Genomic DNA, 12,163 nt, shown 5'->3' with positions numbered 1-12,163 from the left:
CTCTTAAGCTAGACGCTCAGTAATCCAAGGTAATACTTGAGCCAATGCCGCATCCAGATTTTCTGGCTGGCTACCGCCCGCTTGAGCCATATCAGGACGACCACCGCCTTTACCGCCCACTTGTGCAGCGACCATAGCGACGAGCTCACCCGCTTTGACTTTACCGATCAGATCGTTACTTACACCCGCGATCAGGTTAACTTTCCCTTCCTGCGCAGTGCCAAGCACGATAATGGCCGATTTCAATTTCTGTTTTAATTCATCTTGCAAGCCACGTAATGAACTTGCCTCAACGCCGTCTAATTTTTTGATCAGTACGTTAACGCCATTAACTACAACGGCATCACCCACTAAATCAGCACTCGCTGCCGCCGCTAGCTTATCTTTCAACTGCGCCATTTCTTTTTCGAGTTGCTTCATCTTATCGAGCTGCGCTTTTAACTTAGCCACCACTGAGTTGGCATCGCCTTTCAATAAGGCAGCGGCTTCTTCCAGTTCAGCTTGTTGCTGCGCCACATAAGCCATAGCAGCAGCGCCAGTCACGGCTTCGATGCGACGTACACCCGCAGCAATACCTGCTTCAGAGGTGATTTTAAATAAGCCGATATCGCCAGTGCGACCCACATGGGTACCGCCACACAATTCGATAGAGAAATCGCCCATAGTCACAACACGCACTTGTGAATCATATTTCTCACCAAAGAGTGCCATAGCGCCTTTCTCTTTAGCTTCATCTATGCCCATTTCAGCGGTTTTCAGCTCATGGTTACGACGAATTTGAGTGTTAACTAATTCTTCAACTTCTTTTAATTCAGCAGCTTTTACGCCTTCGAAATGGGAGAAGTCAAAACGTAAACGCTCAGGATCAACCAAAGAACCTTTTTGCGAGACATGAGTACCGAGCACTTGACGCAGTGCGGCATGCAGTAAATGCGTAACAGAATGGTTTAACTGAGTACGGTGACGCAGTTTTTTGTCCACTTTCGCTTCAATAACTTGGCCAACGCTCAAGCTACCTGTAGCCAAAACACCTTGATGGCCCGTTGCTTGACCATACTTTTGCGTATCGTTTACCGTAAACTCAATACCGTTTGCAACCAATTGGCCTTTATCGCCTACTTGACCGCCAGATTCCGCGTAGAAAGGTGTTACATCGAGCACGACAACGGCTTCATCACCCGCTTTGATCGCCGTCACTGACTCACCATTTTGATAAATCGCGGTGACCTTAGCTTGGCCCGCTAATTCGGTGTAACCAGTGAATGCGGTTTCAGCATCGATTTTCAGCGCTGCGTTGTAATCTGCACCAAAGTTACCAGCAGCTTGGGCGCGGCTACGTTGCTCAGCCATGGCGACTTCGAAACCTGCTTCATCGACAATGATGTTGCGCTCACGACAGACGTCAGCGGTCAAATCCATTGGGAAGCCATAGGTGTCATACAGCTTAAATACGGTTTCGCCGTCTAAAGTGTCGCCTTTCAACTCGTTTAAGGCCGTATCTAAAATACCTAAACCACGTTCAAGCGTACGGGCAAATTGCTCCTCTTCCGCTTTCAGCGCTTTTTCAACAATGACTTGCGTCTCAGCTAACCCTTTAGCCGCATCGCCCATCACCGCAATCAAAGATGGAACCAACTTATAGAAGAAAGCTTCGGTCGCGCCCAACTTGTTACCATGGCGAACTGCGCGGCGGATAATGCGGCGCAGCACATAACCGCGGCCTTCGTTCGACGGCATAACGCCATCGGCAATAAGGAATGCACATGAACGGATATGGTCGGCAATGACGCGCAGTGACTTCTCGGTTAAATCGCTTACGCCGATGATTTCTGCCGCTTTAGCGATCAAAGTACGGAAAATATCGATTTCGTAGTTAGAATGTACGCCCTGCATAATCGCAGCAATACGCTCAATCCCCATACCTGTATCAACCGAGGGCTTAGGCAAAGGTAACATTTCACCCGATGCTTGACGGTTGTACTGCATGAAAACGATGTTCCAGATTTCGATGAAACGATCACCATCCTCTTCAGGACTGCCAGGACGTCCGCCCCAAATATGATCACCATGATCATAAAAAATCTCAGTACATGGACCACAAGGACCGGTATCACCCATTTGCCAGAAGTTATCTGACGCAAAGGCAGCACCTTTATTGTCACCGATACGTATGATGTTCTCGGCAGCGACACCAATTTTTTTATTCCAGATTTCAAAGGCTTCATCATCTGTCTGATAAATAGTGACGCACAGACGTTCCTTCGGCAGCTTTAACGTTTCAGTTAAAAAAGTCCAGCCCAAACGAATCGCTTCTTCTTTGAAATAATCTCCAAAACTGAAGTTACCTAGCATTTCGAAAAAGGTGTGATGACGTGCTGTGTAACCAACGTTATCCAAATCGTTATGTTTACCACCGGCGCGTACACAACGTTGAGCAGTGGTCGCACGCGTATAATTGCGTTTGTCCATGCCAAGAAACACGTCCTTGAACTGGTTCATGCCTGCATTGGTAAATAAAAGTGTGGGATCGTTGCCTGGCACTAATGAACTACTGTCCACAACTTGATGACCATTGCTGCGGAAAAATTCGAGGAAAGCGCTTCTGAGCTCTGCTGTAGTTTGATACATGAAATCATCCTGAATTGGGTAAGCATTACCAGCTACGCCTTAGGCTAGCCGTATTTCTATTTGCCCAGCATTATAAGCAGACTAAGGAAGGACGACCAGTCTTGATTGGTGATATACACATCAGGAATTTAATATTTTAGCGTGAATCGCCCACACCAGAGTCACTAGAAGCAAAACGACAAGATAAAGCACAAATAAAGACGGTGTAAGTTTATCGCGGCACGGACAATATTTAAGCAAGTGAGTCTAATGTGGAGTACGAAATGGACAAGACTCATTGATGATATTTAGATGAGCTTTTACAGTCTTAGCTCCAAATTTAATAATTTTCATCGAGATCATTGGGATCTGAATCTAGTGCGTAAGTGATTTGATCGTAGCTAAAGCCTTGGCCCATTAAAAAACGCACTCGTTTGGCTTTTTCCTTCACGATGAGATCCCGAGCTTTAGAGCCCTTCACTTCTGTTACGCGAGGAACACCGTATTTTTTGGTGGCTTTATCTTTTGCTAGCTCAAACCAGTCACAATCACAATTAACCAAAGCGGCTTCAATACAGTCTTTAGATAAGCCTTTCTGTGCGATGGCTTGGCGGATGCGTATTGCACCGTGGCCTCGACTGATGTGGCTTCGCACCAACAGTTCGGCATAACGAGCATCATTAATAAAACCGGAGGATTCGCAAGCATCGAGTACAGGTTCGATATCGTTAATTTCGAAACCTTTTTCGAGCAATTTATCGCGGATTTGTAAACGGGAATAATCGCGGCGCGCTAACAGCGCGACCGCAATTTGATGGGCTGACTGACTCAGAATACTTCGCCTGTCTCTAAATCAATATTGTCCTCAGTACTATCATCAGCTTTGGCAGCCAAGGCACTCGGATTACTCAAAAGCAACTCACGTAGCGTCTTGTCAATTTCAGCAGCAATAGTTGGGTTTTCAGTCAGATATTTGCCAGCATTAGCACGACCTTGGCCGATTTTGTCACCTTTATAGCTGTACCAAGCGCCCGCTTTTTCAATCAACTTATGGGCTACGCCTAAGTCTACTAACTCACCAGTACGGTTAATACCTTGGCCATAAAGGATTTGGAACTCAGCTTGCTTAAACGGCGCTGCAACCTTATTTTTCACCACTTTAACGCGAGTTTCGTTACCGACAACTTCATCGCCGTCTTTAATGGCACCAGTGCGGCGAATGTCTAGACGAACAGAAGCATAAAACTTCAGCGCGTTACCACCGGTTGTAGTTTCTGGGTTACCGAACATCACACCAATTTTCATCCGAATTTGGTTGATGAAGATAAGTAAGGTGTTAGATTGCTTTAAGTTACCCGCAAGTTTACGCATGGCTTGGCTCATCATACGCGCCGCTAGGCCCATGTGAGAATCACCAATTTCGCCTTCGATTTCAGCTTTAGGCGTTAATGCCGCCACGGAGTCGACTACGATAACGTCAACAGCGCCTGAACGAGTTAAAGCATCACAAATCTCAAGCGCTTGCTCGCCGGTATCCGGTTGTGAACACAGCAGGTTATCAATATCTACGCCCAATTTTTTAGCATAAATAGGGTCTAGTGCATGCTCTGCATCGATAAAGGCACAGGTTTTGCCTTCACGTTGCGCTGCCGCAATCACTTCTAAAGTCAGTGTTGTTTTACCTGATGATTCAGGACCATAGATCTCAACGATACGACCCATTGGCAAACCGCCAGCACCTAAAGCAACGTCCAGAGACAGAGAACCGGTAGAAATGGTCTCAACATCCATAGAGCGATCTTCGCCCAGCTTCATGATGGAGCCTTTACCAAATTGTTTCTCAATTTGGATCAATACCGCAGCAAGTGCTTTCTCTTTATTTGGATCGACCTTCATTCCTGTTCCCTCATCAAGACAAGCATTAAGCTGTCAAAAGTGATATTCAATTTACAAACGGGTAATTCAAAAAGCCGCGCTTTTTGTCTTAATTCTGCTGACTAGTATACTGTACAATCATACAGTATCAAGACCTGTGACTGAATTATTTTTAGCTGATAGGATTTTTAATATGGCCAAGGTTTTAGCGAATATCAAATCAGATAATAGCTCCCTTTGATCAATATCCATCGTTAAGGGCTCAATTTTCACTAAATTATTGCTAAGATTGGCGCAACAAATTTTGCGTGGTCTTTTTAGCTGAAAATTGTACAGCAGTCTTCCGCTTCCATAGCGCTTAATCACCCTTAACCACACAAACTGTATCGCCTTTAGGCAGCCACAACGGACGATAACGATTTAATGAATGTAATTGATACCGATGATTTAGAAAAACATACTCCTATGATGCGTCAGTACTTGACGATGAAAGCAGAACATCACGATATGTTGCTGTTTTATCGCATGGGTGACTTCTACGAGTTGTTTTATGACGATGCTAAACGCGCTTCTGAGCTGTTAGGCATTTCACTCACTGCGCGCGGTAAAAGTGGTGGCGATCCTATTCCGATGGCGGGGCTTCCTTACCATGCTGTGGAAGGCTATCTTGCAAAATTAGTTCAAATTGGTCAATCAGTTGCGATTTGCGAACAGATTGGCGATCCCGCGACATCTAAAGGGCCAGTAGAACGTAAAGTGGTGCGAATTGTCACGCCAGGCACTTTAACCGACGAAGCGTTGCTACAAGAACGCCAAGACAATCTGTTAGCCGCGGTTTATCAAGGTAAAGTTGGTTTTGGTTATGCCACATTAGATGTTTCATCCGGACGTTTTGTGATTGCAGAGCTCGACACGCGAGAGTCATTAGAAGCAGAATTGCAACGCACTAATCCCGTTGAAATTCTCTACAGTGAAGACTTTGGCGAACTAGGTCTACTTAACGGTTTTAAAGGTAAACGTCGTCGCCCTGAATGGGAATTTGATTACGATACGAGTATCAAGTTACTGCTAGCTCAGTTTGGCACTAAAGACTTACATGGTTTTGGTATCGCAGATGCACGTTTATCACTGCAAGCTGCGGGTTGCTTGATGCAATATGTCAAAGACACACAGCGCACGGCACTGCCCCATATCAATGCCATTATCCGCTTCAATCAAACCGATAGCATAGTACTCGATGCGGCAACTCGCCGAAATCTAGAACTCACTCAAAACCTTGCCGGTGGCCGCGATAATACCTTAGCCGCAGTATTAGATAACACGGCAACGCCTATGGGCAGTCGTATGTTACAACGCTGGATCCATCAGCCTCTGCGAGATCCTAAGCAAATTAAGGCGCGCCAACAGGCGGTGACTGAACTCCTCGATACCGCAGCCCACGAAGGTTTGCATGAGCAGTTAAAGGCACTTGGCGATATCGAACGTATCATGGCAAGGTTAGCCCTGCGCACTGCCCGTCCAAGGGACTTTGCACGTTTACGTCAAGCTCTGGGCTTATTGCCTGAATTACAACAGAGTTTAAGTACACTGAGCGCGCCGCACACGACTCAATTGCGTCAACACTTAGGCGAGTTCCCCGCTGAGCAAGCCCTACTTGAGCGCGCGATAGTCGATAATCCACCTATGCTTATCCGCGATGGCGGGGTGATCCGTGAAGGCTACAACAGCGAACTAGATGAATGGCGCGGTCTGAGCGAAGGAGCGAGTGATTACTTAGTACAACTTGAAGCCAGAGAAAAAGAACGTACTGGCATCAATACACTTAAAGTCGGCTATAACCGCGTACACGGCTATTACATCGAAGTAAGCCGCCTGCAATCCTCACAAGTACCGCTCAATTATCAACGACGCCAAACACTTAAGAATATGGAGCGTTATATCACGCCCGAACTTAAGGAATACGAAGAAAAAGTCCTCTCGAGCCAAGGTAAAGCGCTGGCACTCGAAAAGCAGTTATGGGAACAGTTATTCGATCTTATTCTGCCGAAATTACATGAATTACAGGCTTTTGCTAGAGCAGCGGCTGAGCTTGATGTACTGAGTAACTTTGCCGAGCGTGCCGAAACCTTAGGCTACACTTGTCCAGAGCTGAGCCAAGATATCGGCGTACAAATAGACGCAGGTCGCCATCCAGTGGTGGAGCGTGTTAGCCAAACGCCGTTTATCGCTAACCCAGTGACCTTGCACAATCAAAGACGTATGTTGATTGTCACCGGACCTAACATGGGCGGTAAATCGACCTATATGCGTCAAGTCGCCTTGATTACGCTGATGGCCCATATTGGTTGTTTTGTGCCAGCAGATCGCGCCCTGATTGGCCCGATTGATCGCATCTTTACCCGTATTGGCGCATCAGACGATCTGGCCTCTGGCCGCTCAACCTTTATGGTAGAAATGACTGAAACTGCCAACATCCTGCACAATGCCACTGCCAGTAGTTTAGTGTTAATGGATGAAATCGGGCGTGGAACATCCACCTATGATGGTTTATCACTAGCTTGGTCGGCGGCGGAATATTTAGCCCAGCAAGTAGGGGCTATGACCCTATTCGCCACCCATTATTTTGAGCTAACTCAATTACCTGACTTAATGGCAGGTGTTTACAATGTGCACCTTGATGCCATAGAGCACGATGATACCATCGCCTTTATGCATGCAGTACAAGAAGGCGCCGCCAGTAAAAGCTACGGCTTACAAGTTGCGGCGCTTGCCGGCGTGCCAAACAAAGTGATTAAAGCAGCGAAACATAAATTGCAGCAATTGGAGAGTCGCGATCACCAACCAGAAGGAACGAGGACGCCCATTCAAAGCTTACTCGCTTTACCTGAACCGGTTGAAAATCCAGCTTTGACTAAATTAAGTAGCATTAATCCCGATAACTTAACGCCAAAACAGGCGCTTGATTTACTCTATGAACTGAAACGCTTGAGCTAAACATCAGGTGATCTAAATAAAAGCCTAAAAATAACAACGCCCACTCTATAGTGGGCGTTTTACTTTATGGCGTGATCTCACACTAAGTGCATTTTCTGGATAGCTTCTCTGAAAGGCACCAGAAGACAGATTTTAGTTTCTAAATAGAGCTTCAACAGATAAACCTTGAGAACCCAATAAATCACGTAAGCGTTTTAATGCTTCCACTTGGATTTGACGAACACGTTCACGGGTTAAACCAATCTCAGCCCCCACATCTTCAAGCGTAGAAGGTTCATAACCTAACAAACCAAAACGACGGGCTAATACTTCTCTTTGTTTTGTGTTCAACTCGTTAAGCCATTTCACCACAGAGTTAGAGATGTCTTCATCTTGCACTTTATAGTCAGGGCCAACACTATCATCATCGGCCAATACATCTAATAATGCTTTCTCGTTATCGCCCCCCAAAGGCGTATCAACAGAGGTAATTTTTTCATTCAGCTTAAGCATGCGGCTCACATCAGAGCTAGAAACTTGCAGTTTTTCAGCAATTTCTTCCGCTGTAGGTTCATGATCCAGTTTTTGTGCTAACTCACGGGCAGTACGCAAGTATACGTTGAGTTCTTTAACAACATGAATAGGCAAACGAATAGTACGAGTTTGGTTCATGATAGCGCGTTCAATCGTCTGTCTGATCCACCAAGTCGCATAGGTTGAAAAACGAAAACCTCTTTCTGGATCAAACTTTTCTACGGCACGAATTAAACCTAAATTACCCTCTTCGATAAGATCAAGCAGTGCTAAGCCGCGGTTATTGTAACGACGTGCAATTTTTACGACGAGACGTAAATTACTTTCGATCATGCGATTACGGGATTTTGCACAACCTTTTAAGGCCTTACGGGAAAAGTAAACTTCTTCTTCTGCGCTAAGCAGTGGGGAAAAACCAATCTCACCTAGATAAAGTTGAGTGGCATCAAGATTTTTTTGCAGGTCATCTTGGACCTGTTGTTCTATTCCTAGCTCTTGGACTAGATCGGTGGCAACTTCTTCTTTTTCAAGATCAAAGTCTGCGGTTTCTACGGAAAAATCTACTAGTGCTTCTGCGGCAGTGCTATTTATGCGGCTCATGATCAAATCTCCCAAACCTAATTAAACTGCTGAATTAGTGCAATTTCCTATCCTCCATTTGCCAACAAGGCCCCCAAACAATCATTGTTTAGGTAAATAAGTAAGTGGGTTTACAGACTGTCCATGGTAACGAATTTCAAAATGTAACATTACCCGATTGGCACCTGTATTGCCCATTTTTGCAACAGTCTGCCCTGCGAGGACATGTTGCTTTTCTTTGACTAAGATCTTGTCCGTATGAGCATAAGCACTAAGGTAATCGTCACTATGTTTAATAATCACTAAATTACCGTAACCCCTAAGAGCACTTCCTGCGTATACCACCCGCCCATCTGCAGCAGCTTTGATGATATCTCCCCGATTTCCCGCGATCTTAATACCTTTATTTCCCTGCTCATTGGCAGAATAAGTTCCGATTAACTTCCCTCTTACTGGCCACTGCCACTGACTCACACTGGCTGGCAGTGTTGAGGTGGGTGGAACCATTAGCCGGTTAACATTTTGTTGGGAACTTGTTACAAGGTACGCGGACTTAGCTTTCTGATCAAGTGTTTTTTTCAGATCGTCACTTGACTTAGCATTAGACTGATAAATCTTATCATCTAATTGTTTTTTATCACTTTTACTTGAGTTAGCATCTGAATTACCCGTTATATTTCCATCTAAAGTCGTAGATTTTGATTGGTTACTAGATTTAGCATTAGCTAAATATAAAATCTGTCCAGGGTAAATTGTATAAGGGTTATCTAATTGATTAAGTTTAGCTATTTCAGAAAAGTCTTTCCCTGCAGCCCAAGAAATAGAGTAGAGAGTGTCGCCTTTTTTAACTTTATATGAATTCGATTTAATGTGGCCTTTGCTATTTTTAGAGTAGCTATGGGAAATATTTTCGACGGGTGCGGGTCTGCTGGCCTGAAAGCTACAGCCTACAAGCAGAAATATAAAGCAAAGGTTTAAAAGTAAACCCGCATTCAACAATAAAAACTCCTTGGTAAGGTTGTATTACTGTTTATGATGAAAAAATGACGCCTTCTGTGCAAAACAAGCACTTCGCTTAACACAGTAGCACAACACAAGGTTAAGCTAACTCTCCATTAATTAAAGGTACAAATTTAACCGTTTCAATGGTTTCAGAACTAAAGCGGTCAGCAGTGCGCGTAATACGCATCAATTGCTGAGTATCCTCTCCCACAGGTAAGACTAACACCCCTCCATCAGCCAACTGAGACAGCAAAGCTTCTGGTATAGTCGCCGCCGCCGCAGTCACCATAATGGCATCGAACGGACTACGATTAGCCCATCCCAACCAACCATCACCATATTTAAACGACACATTATGCAAATCTAATCGTTTTAAACGCTGTCTTGCTTGAATTTGTAAACCTTTGATCCGTTCGATAGTACAAAGCTGAGGCACCAATTGAGCCAAAATGGCTGCCTGATAGCCCGATCCCGTCCCCACTTCTAGCACTCGCTGTGGCATCTTGTGCAGTAAGAGTTCGCTCATACGGGCAACGATATAAGGCTGCGAAATGGTTTGCCCTTGTCCAATTGGCAAAGCCGTATTTTCATAGGCTTTATGGGCTAGCGCATTATCGAGAAACATTTCTCGCGGCGTATGCGATATCGCCTTTAACACGGCTTGATTACGGATCCCCGCATCTTGAAGCTTTTTAGCTAAATTCACCGCCGATGTTAAGGCAACTCGAGTCATATTTTATCTACCCAATTTTGCAATGCCGTTAGTTGTCCGTAGGCGGTTAAATCAACCGTCAAGGGCGTAATTGAAACATAGCCATTGGCGATAGCATGAAAATCAGTGCCCTCTGTGGCATCCTGCTCTTGTCCCGGTGGACCAAGCCAGAAGATTTCACGTCCGGCAGGATCTTGCGTTCGCACTATGCCTTCGGCCTTATGACGAGCACCGAGGCGAGTCACTTTGATCCCTTTAATTTGATCAAGTGGCAAGTCAGGCACATTCACATTTAAGATCTGATCTTTTGCCAAAGGCTGGGCCAACAAACCTTGAACTATCCGCCGAGCATAAACAGCAGCCGATTGATAATGTTCGAATTTACGGCCATTAAGCGAAATCGCTATTGCAGGAAAACCTAAAAAGCGTCCTTCCATCGCGGCGGCAACTGTCCCCGAATATAAGGTGTCATCACCCATATTTGCCCCCGCATTGATGCCAGACACCACCATATCAGGTTCGCCATCACATAATTCTCGGATAGCCAAATGAACGCAATCTGTCGGTGTACCGTGAACGGAAATATAGCCATTATCTAACCTATTAATTCTTAATGGATTAGTCAAGGTTAATGAGTTGCTCGCACCAGAGCAATTTCGATCCGGCCCAACAGTCAGCACAGTCGCTATTTCAGCCAAAGCCTCAGATAAGGCTTTGATACCTGGAGCATTAATCCCATCGTCATTGCTAACAAGGATACGGATCATGACTCTGCTTCAGTCTTAACAGTATCAGTGTTAGCCACTACGTTAGCGTTAATTACCTCAGGCGCAGGCTCCTGCACCAATGTAGCTTGCCATTGCTGCTCTTTAACATCTTGATAATTAACCAACTCTCTCAATAATGATGTTGCAAAACTGCCCGCAGGCAACACAAACTCCAGCACTAAGCCATCAGCGGTTTGTTCGTATTTAAGGCCTTGGGGCTCAAGCAGTAACGGACGGCGTTCTTGCTCTAATCCGGCGTGCTCTAAACCATAGCAATCGTCAGCTAACTCACTCATGGCTAAGGTTTCCACCGCAGCAGCTTCACCTTGGGGTAACATCATGCCGCGCCCCCACAATGGTGCAGAAAGTTGAATGTCTTTTTCAATCAGACGCTTCAATACGATGAGATCCCATTCAGGCGTAACAAAGAAGCTTTTGCTGCCCGCTAACATCACACAATCACCCGCTAAAGGCTTAGTGCCATGGTTGGCTAATCGGTACGACACTACAGTGTTAAACAGATTTGAGCGCACGGCAGACAAATACATGCTGCGCTTATTTCTGTCTTTCACTTTTTTACCCGCCATCATTTGGCGGCCAAACACTAAGTTTTTGCCATCATGACCAAAGCGCTGCTCACCAAAGTAATTGGGCACGCCCACTTGAGCGACCTTTTCGATACGACTGATAATGTCTTCCACTTGGGTGACATTTCTCAGGGTAAGAATAAAGCGGTTACCGACTAAGGCACCAATTCGCAGTTTCTTGCTGTGGCGGCTGCTCGACAATATGGTCAAACGTTCGCTATTGAGCTCCTTCCAAGTAGGCGTTTCTTTACCTGGAATACGCACCCCGAACCACTGTTCTGTGATGGCATTTTTATCTTTTTGCCCAGCGTAGGTGACTTCCTTTGGATGCACCTTAGCGAACTTAGCGATCATTTCAGCGACTTGTACTGTATTTAGCCCTTCTTTGCGTACATGCAGCATATGATGTTCACCTTCACCCGTCGGGCTAAAAGGCAAAATCTCTTTCACAATAAAATCGCTATTTTGGGTTCTTAGATCTGCTGTACCTAAAGGCTTACCATACAGATAATGTAATTCGCTCATGG

The 12,163-nt window shown here is 45.3% G+C and carries 9 protein-coding genes; 1 reads left to right on the top strand and 8 read right to left on the bottom strand.

From position 1 onward, the window contains the following. Nucleotides 1–3: 3 nt before the first annotated feature. From alaS to recA, 3 genes are all read right to left on the bottom strand, one after another. Nucleotides 4–2,628 (bottom strand): alanine--tRNA ligase, encoded by a 2,625-nt coding sequence (gene alaS, locus L5L97_RS04075; protein ID WP_263181230.1) that lies wholly within the window; start codon nt 2,626–2,628, stop codon nt 4–6. A 319-nt stretch (nt 2,629–2,947) separates the two neighbouring features. Further along, complete coding sequence (locus L5L97_RS04070; protein ID WP_372833087.1) at nt 2,948–3,418, bottom strand: regulatory protein RecX; 471 nt, start codon at nt 3,416–3,418, stop codon at nt 2,948–2,950. Between the two features lie 17 nt (nt 3,419–3,435). Further along, nucleotides 3,436–4,503, bottom strand: a complete 1,068-nt coding sequence (gene recA / locus L5L97_RS04065; protein WP_263181228.1) for a recombinase RecA — start codon at nt 4,501–4,503, stop codon at nt 3,436–3,438. Nucleotides 4,504–4,905: 402 nt separating this feature from the next. On the opposite strand from recA, the gene mutS reads away from it, so the two are divergent. After that, nucleotides 4,906–7,476 (top strand): DNA mismatch repair protein MutS, encoded by a 2,571-nt coding sequence (mutS, locus tag L5L97_RS04060; RefSeq protein WP_263173231.1) that lies wholly within the window; start codon nt 4,906–4,908, stop codon nt 7,474–7,476. Between the two features lie 132 nt (nt 7,477–7,608). Here the strand turns inward: mutS and rpoS are convergent, their stop codons facing one another. The 5 genes from rpoS to truD form a co-directional block, all read right to left on the bottom strand. Continuing rightward, nucleotides 7,609–8,589, bottom strand: a complete 981-nt coding sequence (gene rpoS, locus L5L97_RS04055; RefSeq protein WP_263181226.1) for an RNA polymerase sigma factor RpoS — start codon at nt 8,587–8,589, stop codon at nt 7,609–7,611. 81 nt (nt 8,590–8,670) lie between these two features. Next, on the bottom strand, nt 8,671–9,567 hold the full coding sequence (locus tag L5L97_RS04050) for a peptidoglycan DD-metalloendopeptidase family protein (RefSeq protein ID WP_263181224.1): 897 nt from the start codon (nt 9,565–9,567) through the stop codon (nt 8,671–8,673). A 100-nt stretch (nt 9,568–9,667) separates the two neighbouring features. Further along, nucleotides 9,668–10,303 (bottom strand): protein-L-isoaspartate(D-aspartate) O-methyltransferase, encoded by a 636-nt coding sequence (locus tag L5L97_RS04045; protein ID WP_028761363.1) that lies wholly within the window; start codon nt 10,301–10,303, stop codon nt 9,668–9,670. After that, entirely contained in the window at nt 10,300–11,049 is a 750-nt protein-coding gene (gene surE / locus L5L97_RS04040; protein ID WP_105251808.1) for a 5'/3'-nucleotidase SurE, read from the bottom strand. Before surE ends, L5L97_RS04045 begins: the two co-directional genes overlap by 4 nt. Then, nucleotides 11,046–12,161, bottom strand: coding sequence for a tRNA pseudouridine(13) synthase TruD (gene truD / locus L5L97_RS04035; protein WP_263181222.1), 1,116 nt, complete (start codon nt 12,159–12,161; stop codon nt 11,046–11,048). The genes surE and truD overlap by 4 nt, the downstream gene beginning before the upstream one ends. Between the last annotated feature and the right edge of the window lie 2 nt (nt 12,162–12,163).

The organism is Shewanella sp. SM71, assembly GCF_025653905.1.
Lineage (GTDB): Bacteria > Pseudomonadota > Gammaproteobacteria > Enterobacterales > Shewanellaceae > Shewanella > Shewanella oncorhynchi.
Note: the sequence above shows the minus strand (reverse complement) of the source record. Positions and strands in the feature narration are given on the sequence as shown.

Coding starts and splice junctions, on each gene's coding strand:
- alaS (WP_263181230.1), bottom strand. CDS start 2,628: ATGTATCAAACTACAGCAGAGCTCAGAAGCGCTTTCCTCGAATTTTTC.
- recA (WP_263181228.1), bottom strand. CDS start 4,503: ATGAAGGTCGATCCAAATAAAGAGAAAGCACTTGCTGCGGTATTGATC.
- mutS (WP_263173231.1), top strand. CDS start 4,906: ATGAATGTAATTGATACCGATGATTTAGAAAAACATACTCCTATGATG.
- truD (WP_263181222.1), bottom strand. CDS start 12,161: ATGAGCGAATTACATTATCTGTATGGTAAGCCTTTAGGTACAGCAGAT.
- rpoS (WP_263181226.1), bottom strand. CDS start 8,589: ATGAGCCGCATAAATAGCACTGCCGCAGAAGCACTAGTAGATTTTTCC.
- surE (WP_105251808.1), bottom strand. CDS start 11,049: ATGATCCGTATCCTTGTTAGCAATGACGATGGGATTAATGCTCCAGGT.
- L5L97_RS04045 (WP_028761363.1), bottom strand. CDS start 10,303: ATGACTCGAGTTGCCTTAACATCGGCGGTGAATTTAGCTAAAAAGCTT.